We start from the raw sequence: 22268 nt of genomic DNA on the forward strand, positions 1-22268 counted from the left end.
TTTCTCGTTCTAATGTCCAATCCATTCAAGCGTTAGAGAGTCCCTCTCAATGAAAAAACATTCATTTTATCCCGCTATTCGCGGGCAGTAGATCCCCCACTGATGGAAGTTTCACTTTATATTTTCCCATTATATTTTCGACCATCGTTATGTTCTTGTTGATGAATCTTTGTCATTCGTTTTTGATATTCTCTCTGTTTTGCACTCACATGATTTGCATCTGTTTCTTTATTCTTCTTTGAGCCGCCTGCTCCATTACTCATTTTGTTCACCCCACTCACATATACTTCACCATTAGTTTTAGCAATCATAATTTCCCTTATACAAAAAAGTAAGGAGAGGCATTAGCCTCTCCTTACACATATTTTTGAAACATATCATGCAACCCTTGATTCACAAGAAAAGAAATCTGCTCATCAGACTTATCAGGATAACGATCACGTAATCGAATAGATGCTTTTATAATTAAATTTTCTAATACAGAACGACCTCCTTTTCCATAAATTGTTTCCGCATATTCTACCAACTTTCCGTCCTCAACTCTTGCAGGGTTTTGATCAAAGAAAAATTTACTCATTTGTACCACCTCTTTTTTGATAACGTTTACATTTATATAAATTCAAATATGTTATTCATTTCACAATCAATGTATGCATGTATTAATGATTAGTTTCATTATAAAACAATATTGCCACAGTATTAATGTGTAATTTAGACAAATTTGTGAACAACCATAAAATGAAAGCGTTTTAATTATTATATAACAAAAATGATTACCCCGCTAGAGGTAATCATTTTTGTTTCTATTCTTCGTTTAATACACGCTCAAGACGTTTGCGAAGCATTGGCATACCACTTCCACCTGCTTGGAAATGACGCAGTTTACCTTCTTTATCGAATACATAATACGCAGGTACATATTTATTTTCAAATACATCTGTAATTACATGTTTGCTATCAACTAGAATTGGTTGAAGAATATCATGACTCTCTGCCATTTTTTCAATCACCGCTAAATCTAAATCATCTTCTGAACGAGGCATATGAACTGCAACCACATTTAAACGATCATCGTACTCATCACGCAATTCATTTACTTCTGGCATTGCTTCTTTACATAGATAGCAACTTACTGACCAAAAATGAATAAGGGTTGGTTTATCTCCAATTAACTCTTCACGTGTGATTGTATCATTTAAAACTTGTGTTGCTCCCTCTAATGATGGCATTTGCTCGCGTAATTTCATAAATTTAATTCCCCCTTTAAATTATAACGTTTCTTGTCCTGGTTTCCAGTTCGCTGGACAAAGTCCACCTGTTTGCAATGCTTGCAGAACGCGCAATACTTCGTCTACTTCACGACCAATATTGTTGTGATGTACAACTTGATACATTAATTCACCCTCTGGATTTATAATGAATAATCCACGAAGTGCAATACCTTCTTCTTCTAATAACACACCATAGTCACTTGATATAGTATGATTTGTATCCGCTGCTAACGGATAACGTAAATCACCTAAACCATTTTTCGTGCGATCTGTGTTAATCCACGCTAAATGTGTGTGCACTGTATCTGTAGAAACACCGATTACCTCTGCGTCTAAATCTTCAAATTCGTCATAACGATCAGATAGAGCGATGATTTCAGTTGGACAAACGAAAGTGAAATCCATTGGATAGAAATATAGAACTGTCCATTTATCATTTTTCATATTTTCTTCTAAACTAACTTTTTTAAATTCTTTATTTGGCACCACAGCATTCATTTCAAAACGCGGTGCTTGTTTTCCGACTAAACGCTTTGTCATATCCCTATTCTTCCTCCTAAAAACTAAATAATATTTATTTCTACTTTATAATCATTACAATTAATATTATATATACTATCAAATTAAAGTCAACATCAAATTAAAATTATTTTAATTTGATTTTCTTTATCAATTAAATAGATGTAATATTCAGAATACTCGTTGTAAAATACAAGCAAAGGAGGATTTTAATGAAACAAAACTATAAAGCTTTATACGATATTGTTTTTTATCTCATCTTTCCATTTGTTATTTGGAAATTCGGCAAACATTATATGGATGCGTATTATGCAATGCTTATTTCTTCTGTACCAGGTATTTTCTATACATTGTATTGTTTCAAAAAAGAACGACAATTTCATGTGACTGGCTTTTTCATCCTTATTACGATGATTGTAAACACAAGCGTAGACTTACTTTCCGGCTCAGCTGAAAAGATGTTATGGAACGACGTATACTATCACATTACACTTGGAACTCTTGTCATATGTACCATTTTTATTAACCAACCACTTATGTTATATTTCGCAGCCGACTATGCTGCACTCCAAGGTTTTGATCGAAAGGAATCACAACTTTTATACTGTGGTCTCTTTCCATCATTTCAATACTTTACTTTGTTTTTTGGCTTACAGTTTTTTGTGCTTAGTTTCATCAAAATATATATGATTTCTAAGTTTGGTGTAAATGGCTACGGGGAAATGAAAGCAATTATGACAGGGATTGGTTGGTTCGTTTCGATAGGCATTGGAGCTGGATTCCTTTGGGTTGGTCATAAAATTAAGCAAGTGACAGAAGCAAAAATTTAACTTATAAAGTGAGATTTCTATCAGTGGGGGTTTTTATCGGTTTGAAGTAGAGTGTTTCTTTTTCTTTGGCTCTGTTAAAGAAAATCAAATAGCATAGCCAACAAAAAAGAAAGCAAACTAAAATCGTGGATGCCGATAACGAAAAACATGGAAAAATATCACTCTGATATCTTTAGTGTAATTTATAATAGTTGGCATCTTTGAAGGAATAACTAAATCAAACTACAAGGGCGGTGAAAAAATGGCTAAAAACAAGAATAACCAATTTAAAAATAATAAAAATGCTCAGCCAAAAGCAGATGTAGAATTTTCAGGAGAAAATGGACTTGAAAAACTAGCATTAAGAGCCCAAAAAAATCCAAAATAAGTAAAAAACATGGGACAGTTAACCTGTCCCTCAAAATTAACCTGATGTGTCTAGGGATACTAACAGTAGAACGTCATAAGATGGTCTTTTTATTTTAGGTAAATACATGGAACTAACGAGTGCATTAGTTAAGTAAGAAATAAAAGGACCAAAAATAAACAAGTAGCTCCACTGTTTACAAACAGTGGAGCTACTTGTTTAGGTTATATTGTCGAATAGATGACGAGTACAACTCGCCGTAAAAATTGTACTATGACATACAATTCTTTTCTAGTTGTAAATTATTCCAAAAAATTATTAACTTGATTTTTTTCGCTTTTTCTTCACTTGCCGGTAAAATACTGCAGCACTTAACGGCAACATACCGAACCAACGATTTAAAAATGGTTCTCTCTCTTCACGACGTTGTTGCCGTTTTTGTTTTCGATCAGCTTTTGGAGCATCCATATATGATACGAATTGTTGTGTCATATATCTTATATAATCATTTGTAGACATATCTCTCACCTCTACTAGATTAGTATGTCCACTTTTTTATTCCTTAATCTGCGCTTGAATTTCTTGCACAATTGTTTCAATGCTTTTATTTGTCGTGTCTATCTTCAATGTTGCTTCTTCATAATAGGCTTGACGCTTTTCAAATTTCTCTATAAACGATGGAATGTTTTCTTTTTGAAATAACGGCCTAGTTCTATCTCCTGCAATTCGCTTCGCAATCACATATGGATCACAATACAAATAAATTACAGTGCCATGTTCTTTCATCCATTGGCGATTCTCAGCTTTTTCAACTATCCCTCCTCCTGTTGTAATAATATAGTCATTTGTAGGTAACGATTGTAGTACTTCACTTTCATACTTTCGAAATACATCTTCTCCTTCTTCCGAAAAGATATCTCGAATGATTTTCTTCATTTTTTCTTCAATACGTTGATCTGTATCAATTACTGGGATATGAAGTACACTGCTTAATGCTTTACCGATTGTCGTTTTCCCAGCTCCCATAAAACCTGTTATATATAACGCTCTCATACTACAACCTCTCCTCTTGCCAATTCGTAATCGCTTCGTTATTTGTATTATAACGAAAGCTTACTTTATATGTGAGCTTTCGTTTCGTTATGCATTGTAAGGTAATAAAAGCATCCCCATCTACTACTGTGTAATCCCCCTTCGCTTCTCCTTTTTCATACGTAAAAAAAAATCCTCTTTTTTCTATTCCAGCTTTTAAATCTTGTTTCACCTCTGCAACAGCTTGATCCGTTATTTCTTCTAATATAAACAATTCTTCTGTTTCTGCATAAAATTTTTGATCTGATAAGAATATATTTGTCTCATATACAAAGAAAGACATGAGCAACAATATGAGAATAATCGTTCCTGGCATTGTAAATCCACTTTCATATCTCATCTATTCACCTCAATAGCAGAATAACGAGTAACAATACCATCATATATTTTACCACTTATATCCTGCACGCGTATTATCAATGTATGCGCTGTTAATTCATAAGAAATATTCTCTACTTTTTGCAAAAGAACTTCATGCCCCGTACCATTTACTTTTCGAACAACATTATTTCCAGACCTAACATACGTAATACGTTCGCCTGTCTTTGTTTTCAAAAATAATTTCCCATCTCCACTATTTCCTTCCTCTACTTCTCGAATTTCAATTTGCACTTGCTCTAAAAAAATATTCCATTCCCAATTCGTAACATGCTTAGAGTAAGGAGTTTCTATAAATAATACGTGAAGCCGAGGTAGCAGAAGAAAGAATACCGATAACAATAAAAAGCACATCAGAACTTCTAACAACGTAAAGCCTTTTTCTTTTTTGCTATTTTTTAACATAGCGACACCGTTCAATTTCTCGTTGTTTCATATCTTTCCACCGCACACATACCGTTTCAGTCTGCCATTGAATTGTATACGTTACATTCTCATATTGCTTTTCTATTACTGGTGAAATTACATGATGATACATATATACGGCTGCTGCTTCTTTTAAGAATAGCTGTGCTTTATACCGTAGTTGAATATTTTTTCTTTCTTGCATAATGAGAAGCGTTTGCGGAAGCAAGAGTGAAACCGTCATCATTAATAAACTAAGGGACACAAGAATCTCCAGCATAACCGAACCTTTTTCACACTTCATAATACGTAAATCTTCCTCTCCCAAGCTGAAATACGATATAATACGTTTTTGTTTTATACGAAACAATAATTGTGCCGCCTCTATTAATGTTTCCATCAGCACCGTAAGTCATTGGATTTGGAAACGTATTTAGGTTCACCTGTATATCAGATGAATAGTAACGAACAAGAACAGGATTGGTTTCTCCAGAAGATGTAACGCTATACTTTGCCTGATTAGAAAACCATCGTAACGTATGACGATTACGATGGCTTATCGCTGATTGTTGCATAAAAAGAATATCTTGAGAAAATTGATTTATAAACTGATCAACTTTTTGTTTTTCATATATTGAGGATAGATTAAAGTATGTTACAACACTTAATATAGAGATGGCGCTTAATACGATGAGCATTTCTAATAGCGTAAAGCCATTTTTCTTCACGATTTCCCTGCAACCGTAACTTCTCCATCTGTCGCATCAATTATAATATTCTCACCCTTGGGACAAGTTTTAGATGTAATATATTTACCATTGTATAACTCGTCTACTGTTGGGATTTTATTATATTCTAATTGATACGCTTGTACTTGCGCTTCAACAGACTTTACAAGGGCGTCACATCCCTTTCCTTGTACAGAAGAACGCTGTTTTACCACATTTGGAATAATAAGAAGCAGCAAAACAGAAATCACAAGCATAACAAGCAACATTTCTAACAGCGTAAAGCCTTTTTCATTTTTCATAGAACAAGCCTCCTAAATAGAATCCATCATTTGAAACATCGGCATAATCATCGCCAAATACATAAGAACAACAACCATTCCGATACATGCAAATAAAAGAGGTTGCACAACAAATAAAATACGATTTATTTTCTCTTCCATCTTTTCTATTGTCATTTCACTATAATCAGCAAGCTCAGTTGCTAAATTCCCATTGGCTTGTCCATGTTTAATAATATAAGAAAGCTCCTGTTCGTAGTAAGGCCGATCCATCATAATGAAATCAAGCTGTTCACCTACCGTTAATAATTCCTGTATTTTGAGAGCTTCGCATTGAAAAAATGGATGATGCTTTTGTTCCTTCATCAATGTAAGTGCTTCTAATATAGATAACCCACCTTGCAAAAGACCGCTTAATTGGATTGCAAAATAGTGTGAGTTCGTTAACATAAAAAACTGTTTTATGAGAGGCACTCGCATAAAAATATTCATTCTCCTAACAGGGGGCAATCTCTTTACATACACACTATATATAAGCACTACAATGCCGATTGCCAAAGCAACTCCACCTATAACATACGGAAGGAATTGAATAAATGTTAAAATATCATCTGTAAACGAAGAAGAAGACCCACGGAGTGAACTATATAAAGTTGAAAACTGCGGAAGAAGAACCATATTAAACACGAGGAGGATTCCTAATAGAAACAGAGAAAGAAAGAGTGGATACCGCAATACTTTCATCATATTTTTTTGATGTTTATCTTTTCTACTGAGTAGTGAGCTTCCTTGTTGCAATGCAAAGGAAATGTCACCATGCTGCTCGGCGTAAAATAAATAACTTAAAATATCTGAATGAAATGCAAGTTTATGGAACACATCATGCAAGCTACTTCCTTTTTTAAATTCTTCAGCAGCATCTTGAAGCTGTATTTGTTTATGAGGATTTAAATGGAAATGAAGAAATTCTAATGCATGTAATAAAGAATACCCTTTCTCTAAGAGCTCGCCAAGCCTTCGGAGCAATAAAGCTTGTTCATGTAACGACCACCTCTCATGTTTAAACATAGGCATCTTCTTCAATAAACCCTAGTGCATATCCTTTTCTTAATTCATCTTGAAGCGTTGTATATTGATACCTTGCTTGTTTTCCATTCGCTTCCTGAATTACTTCTTTTAGTTCATAACCGTACAATAATTCATAAATGCTCGCTCGGCGTACATGACGCACTTTTTTACACAACGGTGAACATTTTCCTTTACAAAATGGACATTTCAATTCCACTAGTCGTTGCGCCGCTACTGCTAATAACGACTGTTCAATTTCTTGAAGAGTAATACCATAATCCATCAAGCGTAACACTGCACCCTTCGCATCATTTGTATGCAATGTCGTCATAACTAAATGGCCTGTTAAACTCGCTCGAACCGCCACCTTTGCAGTTTCTTCATCTCGAATTTCTCCTACTAAAATAATATCCGGGTCATGACGTAAAATTGCTTTTAATCCAGTTGCATACGTAATACCGGCTTTTTCATTAATTTGAATTTGTAATAACCCGTCCTTTCTCTTTTCAACCGGATCTTCAAGCGTAACAATACGGCGAGTCTGCTCTTTCTTCGCTACTTCTAAAAGAGCATACATCGTTGTTGTTTTTCCTGATCCTGTTGGTCCTGTAAAAATAATTAATCCATGCGAATGATGTAAAAAAGAGAGAAGTGTTTTCGCAGAACTTGGAAATAATGAGAGATGTGAGAGGTTTGGCACCGCCGTTTGTAAATGCATACGAATGACCAAACTTTCATGATGTATAGTTGGCAAAGTAGAAAGACGTAAATATACTTCCTCCTCATCAACATTCATCTGCAATGCACCATTTTGCGGCTTTCTCCTTTCACCGATATCCATAGCTGCTAAAAATTTAAAGTGCGATACAAGCCGTTCACAAAAATCCTTTGAAATACAGTGCTTTGTCACCAAATCTTTTCCAATGCGTAATTGCACAACAGCATCTTCATGACGCGGCACAATATGAAGATCTGATGCACGCAACCGGCATGCTTCTTTCATGATTGTGTCAGCAAACTGTTCGACAGCATTCACTGTTATCCCCTCCTCACTATTTATATATCATGGCCATCATGAAAAGAAAAATGAGGAATTTTCTATTTTTCGCCATTAAATTTTCGAATTTTCCAAAAGAAAAACCAAAAAAGTATGTGAAATTATGAACAATTAATGAATCATTGCCAAAACCCATTATTATGCAACATTATCTATATTATAATGTTGTTATCTCAGATAAACCGATAAAGGTGGCGATTCTCATGGAACAAGCTTTAAAAATTACAAACGTACTATCTGATCCAACACGCTATTATATTTATCAATATATTTCTCAAAAACATACTGATGTTACTGTACAAGAAATTGCTGACGAATTTAATATTCATCCAAATGTTGCACGTCTACATCTCTCTAAGCTAGAAGATGTAAATATGTTAAAATCAGAAACAAAAAAAACAGGTAAAGGCGGCAGACCAAGCAGATTGTATGCATTATCAGACGATGTAATTCAACTGCAGTTTCCGTTTCGTGATTATCAATTATTAGCACAAATTGCATGCAATACATTACTAAGCTTAGGCGAAGTTGGTAAAAATGCACTATATGAGACAGGTAAGCAGTTTGGTAAGGAATTAATGGAACAACATCTACGTCATCTAAACATTAACGAAAACGAATTGACTGTAGAACAAAAAACACAAATTGCCAAAGAAGCTTTAACAACAGCAGGATTATCTCCAACATTTGAATTAAGCATTGATGAAACAAAAATTTTCTATGAAGTATACAATTGTCCTTTTAAAGAAGTGGCTATACACCACCCAAATGAAATTTGCAACATGCACGGAGATATGATGAAAGGTATCTTTGAAATCCTATTTCCAAACATGGAATTAGCACGCAACGATACTATGCTAGAAACAAGTTGTAAGTCTTGTAGTTATCATCTTCATATATAAAATAAGAAGCCAGATTATACTGGCTTCTTATTATTTTGTAAATGTTTACAATAGTTAGAAAAGTGCATTATAATAAAAGAAGTATTGAGTTCATACAAAAGGAGGGGAATGGGATGGAGCGCATGTTTCGCGTTCTCGGCTTTTGGACTGGTATTTTTTCCGTCATGTTTTATTTAGGGGATATGTATGGCACAGCACTATTATTTTTAGGACAAACAGGATTTTTTGTACTTTTAAGCTATTTAAAATTAACAGAGCGCATGTACATTTATGTATTTGGCGCATATTTAACAGTTTTCTTCATTGGATTTACATACTATACGACATTCCTTCTTACACCAGGAGTAGGACATTAAGATGGCATATACGCCATCTTTTTTTATACCCACCCCATTTCATAGTTGACTTATAGGTTTTATTGGAATATATTTGTATGTAACAGATTTGGAGGAGGAAAACAGTATGAATACATTGTCAGTTAGCATAAACGTTGTAATTATACTCTTATTAGTCGGCGTGTTATATTATATGCAACGTAAGCACGTTTCATTTAATAAACGTGTATTTACCGCACTCGGACTCGGAATTGCATTCGGACTTATTTTACAATTTTTTTATAAACCAACTTCCGAAGTCATTGTTCAATCTAATAATTGGTTTAACTTAATTGGAGGCGGTTATGTTAAGTTATTACAAATGATCGTTATGCCGCTTATTTTAGTTTCTATTCTTTCAGCGTTTACAAAATTGAAATTAACAAATAATCTTGGTAAAATTAGCGGTTTTATTATCGGTATTTTACTTCTTACAACTGCAATTGCAGCTGCAGTCGGAATTGCTGCAAGTGCTGGTTTTGATGTGCAAGCAACTGGCTTGCAGCAAGGTGATGCTGAAACAGCTCGCTTGAAATTAGTGGAAGAAAAATTCACTTCTATTGACCAAACACCCATCCCGCAAAAATTATTAGAATTACTCCCTGCAAATCCATTTCTAGATTTAACAGGTGCCCGTCCAACATCAACAATTTCTGTTGTAATCTTTGCAGCATTTATTGGAATCGCCTTCTTAGGAGTGAAAAAGAAATACCCAGAGCAGGCAGAACAATTTAGAATTATGCTCGATGCCGTATATGCGGTCGTCATGCGGATGGTAACATTAATTTTACGTCTTACTCCATATGGCGTACTTGCTCTTATGGCAAAAACAGTTTCAGGTAGTGATATCCAGGCCATCTTAAAACTTGGAAACTTTGTATTAGCGTCTTACGTAGCACTCATTGTTATGTTTATTATTCACCTATTACTTATCGCTCTTTCTGGTTTAAATCCAATCCAATATTTGAAAAAGGCATTCCCTGTTTTAACATTTGCGTTTACTTCACGCTCAAGTGCAGGTACACTGCCATTAAATATTGAAGCGCAAAAAGAAAAACTAGGCGTTTCAGAAGGAATTGCAAACTTTGCGGCATCCTTTGGTGTATCAATTGGTCAAAATGGATGCGCCGGTATTTATCCTGCAATGCTTGCGATGATGGTTGCGCCAACTGTTGGTATCGATCCGTTGCAGCCGCAATTTATCTTAACGTTAATTGCCGTGGTTGCCATTAGTTCATTCGGCGTTGCCGGTGTCGGAGGAGGAGCAACATTTGCAGCGCTCATCGTACTTTCTACAATGAACTTACCAATTGGAATTGTCGCTCTATTAATCTCTGTTGAACCATTAATTGATATGGGACGCACAGCTTTAAACGTGAGCGGTTCTATGACAACTGGTTTGATTTCTAGCAAATGGCTCGGAGAATTAGATGTAAATACGTACAATGAAACAGTCAATAAAACTGAAGAAGTTGCATTATAAGAAAAAACAGCTGACAGTAATCTGTCAGCTGTTTTTAAGTTTATTCTAAACGAATCTATTATTTAGGCGAAACAAGAATTTTCACTTGATTTTTATCTTTCACAAGTGCTTCAAATCCTTCTTTCACAACTTCATCAATTGTAATTTTTTTCGTAATTAATTTCTCTGCTTGTATTTGACCAGAGCTAATTAATTTAATAACCGATGGGAAAATGTGACGATATCCAAGAATACCAATAACCTCTTTTTCTTTTAAGACTAAGTTGTTTGGAGTAATTGTTGCATCTCTTTCCCATACACTGACAATGACAGTTTGTCCATCAAAGCTAGTGCTTTCAATTGCTTGACGAAGTACAACTTCAACACCTGTTACTTCATAACTAATGCGTACACCAACGCCATCTGTTAAATTGCGAATTTCTTGTAGTACATCTTGTGTAACTGGGTTTAATACATAATCAGCACCTGCTAATTTCGCTAATTCTTGACGTTCTTTAGAAAGCTCAACCGCAATAATAGGAGTTGCCCCGGCCGCTTTCGCTGCTTGGATCACAAGAAGTCCGATTGGTCCGCAGCCAAATACAGCTACAGATTCGCCTTCTTTTAATTTACTTTGACGCACTGCATGAACTGCAACTGCAGTTGGCTCTACAAGTGCACCTTGTTCATAAGTCATTTCATCTGGAATGTGATGAACCATATTTTCAGGTACAACAGTATATTCAGAAAAACCGCCGCCATCTCCGCCAATACCATGGAAGACAAGCTGGTCACAAAGATTATAATAACCACGCTTACAAGCTTCACATTTACCGCAAGAATAAATCGGTTCCACAACGACGCGGTCTCCTACTTGATAAGATGTAACACCTTCACCAATTTCAACAACCTCACCACTAAACTCATGACCTAAAATAACTGGTGCTTTCGTATGTGTTAGCGGATGTTCTTCTGTTGGAATAAAAATAGGCCCTGCTAAATATTCGTGTAAATCCGTTCCACAAATTCCGCACCACTTTACTTTAATTTTGACTGCTCCTGGTTTTACAGCTGGTTCTGGAACTTCTTCAACTCTTACATCACGTTGATCATACCAAAGTAATGCTTTCATGTATATCCATCCCTCTCTGCATGTATGTGACTTTATTTATTTAATCTGGTGAAGTATATAATTATTATAATACTAAAATCCATATATTTCAAAATGTAATTGTCAAAATCCCCTACAATTTTCCAAACATGACAATTCTATATGAATACGGTCTTCTTTTTAAGAAAGAGAGTATCGCGCTATGCATAGCAACGGTGAGACATTCTTCTAGTCAAAAGAATGCGAATGCCAGGCACTAAAAAGTTTGTTTAAAAAGAAAAAGAAGCTAACACCCTACAAAAAATCATACAGCATAAATAAAAAAACACGCTATTTTCAGCGTGTTTTTTCCAGACATAGTTATACCATTCAATTTGTTAATGAACGATCATTAAAGTAAGCACAGTAATAAAACTTTTTACAAATAACCTTGTTCCTCGCACCAATCATGAAATTGCCGAACATCTACATCAATTAAAACAATATCTTTTAATTCAATATCGATATTCATATCGTCAATTACAATCGCATATTCTGTACTGCTCTTCGTATCATTTCGTTTTATGACTCCAATTTGATTCCGATGCGGTCCATCTTTTACATATGCTTTTTGTCCTGTAATATCAAAGTTCAACATCTTCACCTCTTTCATTTGCTCCATTTCTGTATGTATATGATGAAATAATGAAAGAGTCCCCTACTTTTTGCTTTATTACAATTATTTTTCATTTGTTTTAATTATATAAAATATACATAAAAATTCATGTTACAAATACATTGATAGCGCTTTCTAAAATAAACTCATGTTATACTAATACAGTGAAAATCCCATTAGCGGAAGTTTCACTGATAATTAATTTCACACATCGTTTTTTGTGGACATTTATTCTTCACTATCTTTTAGGCTTTCTCACTGTCTTAAAGTGAAGGACTTATTTTCCGCAAGTTGCGAGATAAAATCGAATTTCTTAAAGAGGAAAAACAATGAATACAGTAATCATTACAAAAATCATCGAAACCTTAAAATCGTATGGATTTCAAAGTGTAGCATATTGTGAAAAAACAAAACAATATTTGTTTCACAACGAGACAGATATTATGAGCGGCTATGCAGAAATAACATATAGCGCTCAATTTGAAAAATTCAGTGTACAAATTCATCCTATTGAAACACATCACCTTACAGAATTGCATGAAGTCGAAAAGCATATACAATCTTGCATACGAAAGGTTGAGTATTTAAATACAATCATTGAAAAACAATATAAAAACGTAGAACATACAAAAAAAAGAACGTGCTAAGCACGTTCTTTTTTATACAGTCATATTTTCTTTAATTTGAAGACCTGACGCATTCTCTAATAATTCAACTACTTCTTCTAGTGTCATATCAAAAATCGTTTGCTCACCTTCCACATAAGGAAATTTATGAAAACGCTTCTCCATTTTTTTCACTGCATCAGATGAAAACGTCACGCTATCTACACGAAATTCTGATTCCAATATTACAATACAATCTAGTAAATGAAATCCTAAACCATTTATAAAGGAAATGAACTTCTCTTTTGACTGCGATGATACAAAAACGTTACGCTCAAGTTCATAAAATAGCTCTTCGCCTAAGGTCTCTTCCAGTTCATCATCATGTTCACGATTTATAATCTCTTCATACCCATAATCATCAACGAGTTCTTCTACTTCTTCTCCATCTTCAAATAGTAATTGTGCTAAAAGTGCACCTTTCTTATATTCACTTTGCTGTACAACTGTTAAAAAGTTTGTTTTCCATCCTTGTTCTAACTGCATATTTATATCTCCTTTTTATATACTCTTTATTTTTAAATATATACGTTTTTTCAATTGCTTTTTCGCTTTCTCATTACACTGTTTAACAAATGGAGATACGATAGACGCTCTTTGCATCTTACCATTTCTATAAACAAACGGATCAATTAACCGTACTTTTCCACCCTTATAACAAATGTCGTATTCTGCCCTGTTCTCTTCTAATTCTACTTTTGAATGTAAGGAACTAAGCATCTTCTCAATTTCACTATCTCCACTATTTCTCAACATATATAACACCGTTTCATCATCAGCTGAAAAATCAGATAGATCCAAAATATTCTTTTGCAGCGCTTCTTGTAATACCTTTGTTAATATATAAGAACCGTACGACGTCAACGGATGTAAAAAGAAATCAATCGTTTCTTTATAATAAGTTTCTGTAAACCATTCTGCTGCCTGTACAGACTGTAAACATATTTGTCCGTTATAAACTGTTACGTCTTCTAAAAAAGAGTACACTTCTTGCTTTGAAATCATTCCATATGTGTATAAATCCCGTAACGTATAGTCCATACGATCTGCACATAAATTCGGCAGAGGTTGTTCTAATAACGTCCATTGTTCCCATTTCTCAATTATTCTATAATCATAGCCATATGTCTGCAAAATAGATGGAATATCTGAAGTTTCAATAACGTCCATAAAAATTTGTTCATGATAATCTTCATCTTGCTCCTCTAATACGCGGTCCACAATGTGAGAAAATGCTGTATGAGATATATCGTGAAGCAAGGCGGCAATTTGTTCCTCTACACTACCACCTAACATTTTCACAAGAATCATAACGCCAACAGAGTGCTCGTAACGTGTTACATTCCACGTTGGATTCACGAGAAAGCTTGCACCACCTTGATGAATCTTCTTTAGGCGCTGCACCGCTTTTGATTGCAATAGCTCCGCGAGCACGCCATCTATATGATGTTCACCATATATAGTATCATTAATTGTAATCAAACTTTTGCCCCCTCTAACACTTGTTGAATAAATTCTTCTATACCACCTTCAACTATATGTACTTCTGGTAAATGGTAAAACGTTGTATCTAAAGAATGATTTTCACTATACAAATATACCTTTTTATCCCAAGCAAGTGCCATTCCAAACTCTGTATGACTTCCTTTCCCTCCATCCAACAAAAGCAGAAAAACGTCTGCATCTTGTACAGCTTGTTTTTCTGCTTTTCCAATACTTTCTAATTCTAATCTATTTGTCGCTTTTTCATTTTTTGTCCAATTATATGTATGAATCCATCCTGCTTGTTTCAGTTTATCACCTACAAAGCGGACAAGAGGTTTATTTGTAAAGGTTGAAGCAATGTAAAATTTCATTCTACTTCTCTCCTTATTGTGTAATACATAGACAGGAAACCCTTTATATGCATGAAAAAAGAGGACGTTCACAACTATAACTCTTTTTTTACTTTTTTATTGCTTTTATCATTTAACATATCTAATTCAGCTGTAATTTCTGATTTTTCTAGTTTACGTTCTTGTGAAAAATTCCGTCCCATATAAACTATGATACTACCAATATACAATACTAAACAAACAACTAGAGCAATGTTTTCATAGAGACTTAGCCCCAACATAGTCACTCCTAATCTCATCCGTATTTTCACGCATCAACAATTAGAATTCTCCTGTCAAATCTATGTTATTGTAACATAAAGTATGCTGTTATCTCTATTTAAAAAGCATGATTTCATAGAAATCATGCTTTCGTTACATAATCAATAATCGTTTGCAACGCTTCTTGTCCGTTATACTGCTGCATAGATCTTTTATACTGTAAACGTTTTTTGTACAACTCTTCTACATATTCAACAAGTAGTGTTTCTGTTAAATCTTCTTCAAATAACACGCGGCCGTATCCTTGTTTTTCAAACGACTGTGCATTTAAAATTTGATCGCCTCGGCTCGAAGATTTCGGAAGAGGAATTAATAACATCGGCTTTTGCAATGTTAGAAATTCAAAGATTGCATTGGAACCTGCACGAGAAACGACAATATCTGTCGCCGCTAATATGTCTGGCAGTTCATCATGAACATATTCAAACTGCTTATATCCGGGCGTACCTTCAAGGTTTTCGTCAAGATTTCCTTTCCCGCACAAATGAACAATTTGATACGTTTGAAGAAGATTCGGCAATGCACCGCGCACTGCTTCATTAATGCGCCTTGCTCCTAAGCTGCCTCCCATAACTGTAATAACCGGCTTTGATGCAGTAAAACGTAAAAACTGCAGTCCTTTGTTTCGACTCCCTTGCAACACCTCTTCTCGCACAGGTGAACCAGTATAGACTGTTTTTTCTTTTGGTAAATGTTTTTTTGCTTCTTCAAACGTAACAAATATTTTTGAAGCAAAGCGAAGAGCAATTTTATTTGCAAGCCCCGGTGTCATATCAGACTCATGTAAAAAAACAGGAACACGATTTAACCATGCACCAATTACGACTGGTACAGATACGAAGCCACCTTTTGAAAAAATAACATCTGGTTTTAATTTCCGAATGAGTACATACGCATCCATAACCCCTTTCATCACAAGAAAGGGGTCTTTTATATTTTTTAAATCGAAATAACGACGAAGCTTTCCGCTTGCTACACCATAATAAGGAATCCCTTCTTTTTCAATGATAGTCTTTTCGATTCCATTGTGCGAACCAATATAGCACACGTTCCATCCACTCTTTTGAAAATGCGGTATAAGCGCTAAATTAGGTGTAACATGACCTGCAGAACCTCCGCCTGTAAATATAATCGTCTTCACAGTAAGTCTCCTTTTATAGAAGTTTTACTTTAGATTATAACACACTGAAATAACGCGCTTCTGGATGAGCAAACACCATCGCTGTAACGGAAGCCTCTGGTTCCATCATAAACCCTTCCGTTAAGGAAATTTCAATTTCTTCTGGGTGAATGAGGCGGAATAACTTTTCTTGATCAGCAAGTTCCGGACATGCAGGGTAACCAAAAGAAACGCGAATTCCTTGATATTTTGTGCGGAACCGCTCTTCCATCGTTATGTTTGGTGAATCTGGAAACCCCCAGCGATCACGTATGAGCATATGCGTTTTTTCCGCTAAGCCTTCTGCAAGTTCAAGCGCAAGCGACTGAATTGCATGGCTGCGCAAATAATCGCCTTGCTCTTTCCACTTTTCTGCTACAGCGCGCACGCCTTTACCAACTGTTACAGCTAGAAAAGCAACATAATCCATTTCATCTCCAACCGGGCGTAAATAATCGCCTAATGTGCGGTGTGGTGCTTTTCCTTGTCTTGGGAATGTAAAACGTTCTAATACACGAGTCCGATCTTCCGGGTCATAAATTAAGATATCTTGGTTTTCACTTTGTGCAGGAAAGAATTGATATACAGCGCTCGGACGCAGCCACGATTCTCCTTCACGAAGCAATTCATCGATTAAGTCATTCAGTTCATGTGCCCTTCTGTCTCCTTCTTGCAGCAATTTTTTTACATTCCCTTTTAAACCTAAGTGATGCCCAAGTAACATTTGTCGATTTAAAAAAGGAGCAAGATGTGCTACTGGAAAATCCCGGAGAACGACACGTTTTGTAGAATCTGGTATGATCACTGGCACTGCAGGTAATCTTTCAATCTGTACTGGTACCTCTACTACTTTTTTCTCTTCTTTTGCAACAACATGTAAGTGACGCTTTGCTTTTTCCTCACGCATCTTTTCTCGTTCCTCTTCATGTTGCAGGCGATTGATAAGATCTAAGCCCGTCATCGCATCGCTTGCGTATAAGACAAGCCCTTGATAAGAAGGGGAAATGCGCGTTTCTGTAAATTTCCGTGTCAGCGCAGCTCCGCCTACAACGATGGGAAGATCAATATTTGCTGCTTTTAAATCTTCTGCTGTTGTCACCATCTGCTGTGCAGATTTAACAAGTAATCCTGATAATCCAATAATATCAGGTTTTTGTTCTTTTACCTCTTGAATAATGCGGTCAGATCGCACATTAATACCGAGGTTCACAATATCATATCCATTATTCGATAAAATAATTTCCACTAAATTTTTACCGATATCATGTACATCCCCTTTTACTGTAGCAAGCAATACTTTCCCTTTTTTGGCACTATCATTTGTCTCCATATACGGCTCTAAATAAGCAACCGCTGCTTTCATGCTTTCCGCACTTTGCAACACTTCTGCAACAATCAGCTCATTGTTATTAAATAAACGTCCTACTTCATCCATTCCTGCCATAAGCGGCCCATTAATAATGTCAAGCGGCTTTCTTCCTTCAGCAAGCGCAGCTTGCAAGTCATCGTGTAATCCTTGCTTCGTCCCTTCAACTATATAATGAGATAAACGCTCATCAAGCGTTAACGTTTCAGCTGCTACGACTTCTTTTTGCTTCACATTTCGATAAAAGTTTGTAAACTTCTCTAATGTTTCTTTCGTTGTTTCAAACAAGAGAGCGTTTGCTAACGCTTTTTCTTCCTCAGAAATAGAGGCATAACGCTCTAGTTTTTCGGTATTAACAATTGCATAATCTAAACCTGCCTTTGTGGCATGATATAAAAAGACTGAATTTAATACTTCGCGTCCTGCCGGTGGTAAACCAAACGAAATATTACTTACACCTAATATCGTTAAGCACTCCGGCATTGCTTCTTTTATAAGCCGAATGCCTTCAATTGTTGCCGCAGCTGAACCGATATATTCTTCATCACCTGTTCCAACAGGGAATACAAGGGCATCAAAAATAATATCAGATGGACGTACCCCGTATTTCGTTGTTAATAGCTCATAACTTCTTTTGGCAATTTCTAGCTTCCGCTTGGCCGTTACCGCCATACCAACTTCATCAATTGTTCCAACAACAATAGCAGCTCCGTATTGGTTAATAAGTGGAATCACCTTTTCAAACCGTTCTTCTCCATTTTCTAAGTTAATGGAGTTAATCACTCCTTTTCCTTGCAAATAAGTAAGAGCTCTCGCCATCACTTGCTCATCTGTCGAATCGATCATAATTGGCACCTTTAATACTTTCGTCACAGATTGCAGGAAATTCTCCATATCTTCTATTTCATCACGGTCTGGATCTGCCATGCAAATATCGATAATATGGGCATTTTTCTTTACTTGCGCCCTTGCTACTTCTGCTGCTTCTTCAAAATTCCCTTCTGCAACAAGACGTTTAAATTTCCGTGAACCAATTACATTCGTCCGCTCCCCAACGAATAGTGGACGCATTGCATCTTCATATTGCAACGCTTCGAGCCCACTAATTCCATGTCCTTTTCTTTCTTGCTTCACACGCGGCTGAAATGATAACAATGCCTCTTTCATCGCACGAATATGTGCTGGCGTCGTTCCGCAACAACCACCAACAATGTTGACCCAACCTTCTTCTGCAAACTGCTTCACTTTATATGCAAGAGAATGCGGCGATTCATGATAATGACCATCTTCATCTGGGAGCCCAGCATTTGGATAACAAGAAATATAACACTCCGATAACTCTGCGAGTGAACGAATATGTTCTCTCATAAATTCTGGTCCTGTTGCGCAGTTTAGCCCTACTGATAATGGATTCATATGCTCTACCGATAAGTAAAATGCCTCAATTGTTTGTCCAGCTAACGTCGTTCCCATCGGTTCAATTGTTCCAGAAATCATAAGAGGAACTCTTTTATTTACTTCAACAAATGCCTTTTCGATTCCTAAACAGGCTGCTTTTACATTACGCATGTCCTGACTTGTTTCCACAAGTAACAAATCTACATCACCACGCAGTAACCCGCGCGCCTGTCTTGTATATGCCTCAATAAGCTCTTCAAACGTCACCCCACCCGTAACACTAATCGCTTTTGTCGTTGGGCCCATTGCGCCTGCCACATATACTTCTTTGCCGCTCTCTATTACAGCTTGTTTCGCTAATTGAGCTGCCTTTTCATTTAACTCCTCATCTAAGTGAGAGAGAGTATAATCACTTAGTACAATGTTCGTTGCACCAAATGTATTTGTTTCAATAATATCTGCTCCTGCTTCGATATACTCTTTATGAATATGTAAAATAACATCTGGGCGTGTTTTTACTAAATATTCATTACAGCCTTCATATTCTTCTCCGCCAAAATCTGCAGCCGAAAGGTCTTCTTGTTGAATCATCGTCCCCATCGCACCATCTAAAATTAAAATTTCTTGCTGCAATCTTTCCTCGATTGGTCTCATACATTCATTCCTTCTTTCTGCTCTTTCTTCGCTTGAATATACTTAACAAGTGCTTCTGTCACTTCGTACTTTAAAAATGGTGTAATTAAATAAATACCATTAAATAATTCCATCGCAACATCAATTAACTCTTGAGATATACGAATTCCTTCTGCCACTGCTTCTTCTGATGTTCTATGCCCGTCCATACGCCTTCTCACTTCTTCTGGAAGAATTATACCCGGCACTTCAAAATGTAGAAAATCTGCATTTCGTTTACTTACAAGTGGCATAATACCAATAAAAATTGGCTGTTCGATATGCTTCGTTGCTTCATATACTTTTCGAATGACTGCCGCATCATAAATAGGCTGCGTTAAAAAATACTCAGCACCAGCTGTAATTTTTTTCTCCATTCGTTTTACAGCTGCTTCTATATGTCTTACATTCGGATTAAAAGCTCCGCCGACTGAAAAATGGGTAGCTACTCCAATTGTTTTCCCTAAAATAGAGCGCCCATTGTTCATTTCTTTAATCATTTTAATGAGCTCTACAGAGGAAAGATCATATACAGATGTTGCACCCGGAAAATCACCAACGCGGGCTGGATCTCCTGTTAATGCCAATACTTCCTCCATACCGAGCGCTGCTAATCCAAGTAAATGGGACTGCAGCCCGATCACATTATGATCACGGCACGTTAAATGAGTCAATACAGGAATATCATGTTTTGTTAATAACGCACCCATTGCCATATTTGATACACGAGGTGATGCTAAGGAGTTATCTGCTAACGTAATCGCATCTGCTCCCGCACGCTTCAACGCTTTTGCTCCTTCAAAAAACCTTTGTGTATCCAATGTTTTTGGCGGATCAAGTTCAACAATCACTGTTGTTTTTTTCCTCGCTTTTTCTGCTAATGTAATTCGATCCACTGTATTTACACGCTTCGTTTCTATTACTTCTGCACACTTTACAACTTCTTTAACTGTTACAGGACTCTTATTTTCAAGTGCTCGCTTCATCGCTTCGATATGGGCAGGGGTTGTACCGCAGCAACCACCAAGTAACCTAACTCCTTGCTTAATAAATTCCGGCGCCATCTCTTCAAAATAAGCAGGGCTTCCTTCATATACATAACGACCTTCTACATATTTTGGAAGACCGGCATTTGGATACGCAGATAAATAGCCATATTCAGGAATTGCAATCGTTTTAAAAGATTCAATCATATGAAGCGGTCCTAACTGACAATTTAATCCAACCACATTTGCACCGTACTCTATAAGACGCTTCAATACATCATCTACGTTATTTCCATTTTGAGTTGTACCAGCTGAGTGAAGAGCAAGCTGTGCAATAAGAGGAATATTTGTTTGCTTTCGTAATACTTTCACTGCATGAAGCAATTCAAATTCATCATAAAAGGTTTCTAATAATAGCCCATCAACATTTTCTTCTAGCAGGGCATTTGCTTGCTCTAAAAGCATAAATTCTCGTTCCATATCATTCGTTGTAACTGCTCCAATGTGTTTCATCCCACCAATTGTTCCAACAATTGCATTCTTTTCTGTCGCTGCTGCTTTTGCATGCCTTACAGCGGCACGATTAATTTTCCTTACGCGATCCTCTAATCCATACATGCGAAGTTTTCCTTCATTTGCTCCGTATGTATTTGTTTGAATGACATCTGCCCCAGCTGCAACATATTGTTTATGAATTGAAATAATCCGCTCCGGCTCAGATAAATTCAATTCTTCAAAGCAGCTTTGTAAACCATGAGAGTGCAACAATGTTCCCATTGCCCCGTCTCCAATGACAATTCCTCTTTGCAATAAATCTAGTAATTTCACATATCTCCCTCTCTTCCTTTCAATATAAAAACCCCCTCTTCTCAATGAAGAGGGGGACAGCATTTCATCCTCCTCTTATCATTCAGAACAATTTGTTCTGCAGGTCTTAGCACCGTCTCAAACATGTTGTTTGAAGGTTGCCGGGTTTCACAGGGCCTTTCCCTCCACCACTCTTGATAAGAGTTTCATTCTATTGTGAATGCCAAAGTAAACATCATCCGTTCACTCATTAACAATCTTTGTTAATTTTTTCATTAATTTAGCATGTTGAAATAATAAAGTCAACGAAAATAAAGAAAAATAAAATTATTCAAAATATAGTTGCGTTTCTTTCTGAATTTGTTGTAAAGTAAAAAACATAATAAAAAACTTTATATTTTACTTTCTTATCGAGAGAGGTCGAGGGACTGGCCCATTGACGCCTCAGCAACCATTAACAAATTTTTTATTTGTTAATAAGGTGCTAATTCCAGCAAATTCAGAACTGATTTGACAGATAAGAAGAAGACTATATTCGTCACATATGAGCCTTCTTCTTAGAAGGCTTTTTTATTTTGTA

The 22268-nt window shown here is 36.0% G+C and carries 27 protein-coding genes, 1 pseudogene and 2 riboswitches; of the genes and pseudogenes, 6 read left to right on the forward strand and 22 right to left on the reverse strand.

The features are described from left to right. Nucleotides 1-116: 116 nt before the first annotated feature. The 4 genes from ACFQZ1_RS03440 to ACFQZ1_RS03455 all read right to left on the reverse strand — a co-directional run bounded on the left by ACFQZ1_RS03440 (nt 117) and on the right by ACFQZ1_RS03455 (nt 1811). Complete coding sequence (locus ACFQZ1_RS03440) at nt 117-263, reverse strand: hypothetical protein (RefSeq protein ID WP_195933921.1); 147 nt, start codon at nt 261-263, stop codon at nt 117-119. A gap of 92 nt (nt 264-355) precedes the next feature. Beyond that, nucleotides 356-586: a hypothetical protein gene (locus ACFQZ1_RS03445; protein ID WP_377880701.1), complete on the reverse strand. Its 231-nt coding sequence runs from the start codon at nt 584-586 to the stop codon at nt 356-358. Nucleotides 587-803: 217 nt separating this feature from the next. Next, complete coding sequence (locus ACFQZ1_RS03450) at nt 804-1247, reverse strand: TlpA disulfide reductase family protein (protein ID WP_377880702.1); 444 nt, start codon at nt 1245-1247, stop codon at nt 804-806. A 21-nt stretch (nt 1248-1268) separates the two neighbouring features. Then, complete coding sequence (locus ACFQZ1_RS03455; RefSeq protein ID WP_377880703.1) at nt 1269-1811, reverse strand: peroxiredoxin; 543 nt, start codon at nt 1809-1811, stop codon at nt 1269-1271. Between the two features lie 191 nt (nt 1812-2002). On the opposite strand from ACFQZ1_RS03455, the gene ACFQZ1_RS03460 reads away from it, so the two are divergent. Together ACFQZ1_RS03460 and ACFQZ1_RS03465 are read left to right on the forward strand one after the other, a co-directional pair. Further along, the gene (locus ACFQZ1_RS03460; RefSeq protein ID WP_377880705.1) at nt 2003-2620 is read left to right on the forward strand and encodes a VC0807 family protein; all 618 of its coding nucleotides are present in this window, start codon (nt 2003-2005) and stop codon (nt 2618-2620) included. A 241-nt stretch (nt 2621-2861) separates the two neighbouring features. Next, on the forward strand, nt 2862-2987 hold the full coding sequence (locus tag ACFQZ1_RS03465) for a hypothetical protein (RefSeq protein WP_377880706.1): 126 nt from the start codon (nt 2862-2864) through the stop codon (nt 2985-2987). A 297-nt stretch (nt 2988-3284) separates the two neighbouring features. On the opposite strand, the gene ACFQZ1_RS03470 is transcribed toward ACFQZ1_RS03465, so the two are convergent. From ACFQZ1_RS03470 to comGA, 9 genes are read right to left on the reverse strand one after another with little or no spacing between them, the layout of a single operon-like run. Continuing rightward, nucleotides 3285-3485 carry a YqzE family protein gene (locus ACFQZ1_RS03470; protein ID WP_377880707.1) on the reverse strand — a complete coding sequence of 67 codons (201 nt, stop codon included), beginning with the start codon at nt 3483-3485 and terminating at the stop codon, nt 3285-3287. 36 nt (nt 3486-3521) lie between these two features. After that, nucleotides 3522-4019, reverse strand: a complete 498-nt coding sequence (locus ACFQZ1_RS03475; RefSeq protein ID WP_377880708.1) for a shikimate kinase — start codon at nt 4017-4019, stop codon at nt 3522-3524. 1 nt (nt 4020) lies between these two features. Then, the gene (gene comGG / locus ACFQZ1_RS03480) at nt 4021-4398 is read right to left on the reverse strand and encodes a competence type IV pilus minor pilin ComGG (protein ID WP_377880709.1); all 378 of its coding nucleotides are present in this window, start codon (nt 4396-4398) and stop codon (nt 4021-4023) included. Further along, nucleotides 4395-4841: a competence type IV pilus minor pilin ComGF gene (gene comGF, locus ACFQZ1_RS03485; protein ID WP_377880710.1), complete on the reverse strand. Its 447-nt coding sequence runs from the start codon at nt 4839-4841 to the stop codon at nt 4395-4397. Before comGF ends, comGG begins: the two co-directional genes overlap by 4 nt. Further along, the gene (locus ACFQZ1_RS03490) at nt 4828-5145 is read right to left on the reverse strand and encodes a type II secretion system protein (protein WP_377880711.1); all 318 of its coding nucleotides are present in this window, start codon (nt 5143-5145) and stop codon (nt 4828-4830) included. Before ACFQZ1_RS03490 ends, comGF begins: the two co-directional genes overlap by 14 nt. Beyond that, on the reverse strand, nt 5135-5569 hold the full coding sequence (gene comGD, locus ACFQZ1_RS03495; protein WP_377880712.1) for a competence type IV pilus minor pilin ComGD: 435 nt from the start codon (nt 5567-5569) through the stop codon (nt 5135-5137). The genes ACFQZ1_RS03490 and comGD overlap by 11 nt, the downstream gene beginning before the upstream one ends. Next, nucleotides 5566-5871, reverse strand: a complete 306-nt coding sequence (gene comGC, locus ACFQZ1_RS03500; RefSeq protein ID WP_377880713.1) for a competence type IV pilus major pilin ComGC — start codon at nt 5869-5871, stop codon at nt 5566-5568. The genes comGD and comGC overlap by 4 nt, the downstream gene beginning before the upstream one ends. Nucleotides 5872-5883: 12 nt before the next feature. Then, nucleotides 5884-6918, reverse strand: a complete 1035-nt coding sequence (gene comGB / locus ACFQZ1_RS03505; protein ID WP_377880714.1) for a competence type IV pilus assembly protein ComGB — start codon at nt 6916-6918, stop codon at nt 5884-5886. After that, nucleotides 6911-7954: a competence type IV pilus ATPase ComGA gene (comGA, locus tag ACFQZ1_RS03510; protein ID WP_377880715.1), complete on the reverse strand. Its 1044-nt coding sequence runs from the start codon at nt 7952-7954 to the stop codon at nt 6911-6913. Before comGA ends, comGB begins: the two co-directional genes overlap by 8 nt. 224 nt (nt 7955-8178) lie before the next feature. Here comGA and ACFQZ1_RS03515 point away from each other — a divergent pair, with 224 nt between their 5' ends. The 3 genes from ACFQZ1_RS03515 to ACFQZ1_RS03525 all read left to right on the forward strand — a co-directional run bounded on the left by ACFQZ1_RS03515 (nt 8179) and on the right by ACFQZ1_RS03525 (nt 10734). Beyond that, nucleotides 8179-8877 carry a helix-turn-helix transcriptional regulator gene (locus tag ACFQZ1_RS03515; protein WP_377880716.1) on the forward strand — a complete coding sequence of 233 codons (699 nt, stop codon included), beginning with the start codon at nt 8179-8181 and terminating at the stop codon, nt 8875-8877. Between the two features lie 113 nt (nt 8878-8990). Continuing rightward, a complete protein-coding gene (locus tag ACFQZ1_RS03520) occupies nt 8991-9233 on the forward strand; it encodes a DUF2626 domain-containing protein (protein WP_154710902.1) in 243 nt (80 codons plus the stop codon). A 106-nt stretch (nt 9234-9339) separates the two neighbouring features. Further along, nucleotides 9340-10734, forward strand: a complete 1395-nt coding sequence (locus ACFQZ1_RS03525; protein WP_377880717.1) for an L-cystine transporter — start codon at nt 9340-9342, stop codon at nt 10732-10734. Nucleotides 10735-10792: 58 nt separating this feature from the next. Here ACFQZ1_RS03525 and ACFQZ1_RS03530 read toward each other — a convergent pair whose 3' ends face one another. Continuing rightward, on the reverse strand, nt 10793-11845 hold the full coding sequence (locus tag ACFQZ1_RS03530; RefSeq protein WP_377880718.1) for a 2,3-butanediol dehydrogenase: 1053 nt from the start codon (nt 11843-11845) through the stop codon (nt 10793-10795). A gap of 397 nt (nt 11846-12242) precedes the next feature. Continuing rightward, complete coding sequence (locus ACFQZ1_RS03535; protein WP_154710920.1) at nt 12243-12458, reverse strand: DUF3912 family protein; 216 nt, start codon at nt 12456-12458, stop codon at nt 12243-12245. A gap of 350 nt (nt 12459-12808) precedes the next feature. Between ACFQZ1_RS03535 and ACFQZ1_RS03540 the strand changes: the two genes are divergently transcribed. After that, a complete protein-coding gene (locus tag ACFQZ1_RS03540) occupies nt 12809-13126 on the forward strand; it encodes a hypothetical protein (protein ID WP_377880719.1) in 318 nt (105 codons plus the stop codon). A gap of 12 nt (nt 13127-13138) precedes the next feature. On the opposite strand, the gene ACFQZ1_RS03545 is transcribed toward ACFQZ1_RS03540, so the two are convergent. From ACFQZ1_RS03545 to ACFQZ1_RS03575, 7 genes and pseudogenes are all read right to left on the reverse strand, one after another. Continuing rightward, complete coding sequence (locus tag ACFQZ1_RS03545) at nt 13139-13630, reverse strand: hypothetical protein (RefSeq protein ID WP_377880720.1); 492 nt, start codon at nt 13628-13630, stop codon at nt 13139-13141. 15 nt (nt 13631-13645) lie between these two features. Then, complete coding sequence (locus ACFQZ1_RS03550) at nt 13646-14623, reverse strand: HD domain-containing protein (protein ID WP_377881040.1); 978 nt, start codon at nt 14621-14623, stop codon at nt 13646-13648. Continuing rightward, nucleotides 14623-15000 (reverse strand): group-specific protein, encoded by a 378-nt coding sequence (locus ACFQZ1_RS03555; protein ID WP_377880721.1) that lies wholly within the window; start codon nt 14998-15000, stop codon nt 14623-14625. The genes ACFQZ1_RS03550 and ACFQZ1_RS03555 overlap by 1 nt, the downstream gene beginning before the upstream one ends. 74 nt (nt 15001-15074) lie before the next feature. Continuing rightward, nucleotides 15075-15297 (reverse strand): annotated as a pseudogene (locus ACFQZ1_RS03560) (DUF3966 domain-containing protein). A gap of 85 nt (nt 15298-15382) precedes the next feature. After that, on the reverse strand, nt 15383-16441 hold the full coding sequence (locus ACFQZ1_RS03565) for an undecaprenyldiphospho-muramoylpentapeptide beta-N-acetylglucosaminyltransferase (RefSeq protein ID WP_377880722.1): 1059 nt from the start codon (nt 16439-16441) through the stop codon (nt 15383-15385). Between the two features lie 34 nt (nt 16442-16475). Next, nucleotides 16476-19877, reverse strand: coding sequence for a methionine synthase (gene metH, locus ACFQZ1_RS03570; RefSeq protein ID WP_377880723.1), 3402 nt, complete (start codon nt 19875-19877; stop codon nt 16476-16478). Further along, entirely contained in the window at nt 19874-21709 is a 1836-nt protein-coding gene (locus tag ACFQZ1_RS03575) for a bifunctional homocysteine S-methyltransferase/methylenetetrahydrofolate reductase (RefSeq protein ID WP_377880724.1), read from the reverse strand. The genes metH and ACFQZ1_RS03575 overlap by 4 nt, the downstream gene beginning before the upstream one ends. A 72-nt stretch (nt 21710-21781) precedes the next feature. Next, nucleotides 21782-21892, reverse strand: a riboswitch (SAM riboswitch). A 200-nt stretch (nt 21893-22092) separates the two neighbouring features. Next, nucleotides 22093-22212: riboswitch (SAM riboswitch) on the forward strand. The last annotated feature ends 56 nt before the right edge of the window (nt 22213-22268 follow it).

It is taken from the genome of Bacillus sp. CGMCC 1.60114 (genome assembly GCF_042676365.1).
GTDB classification, from domain to species: Bacteria; Bacillota; Bacilli; order Bacillales; family Bacillaceae_G; genus Bacillus_A; species Bacillus_A rhizoplanae_A.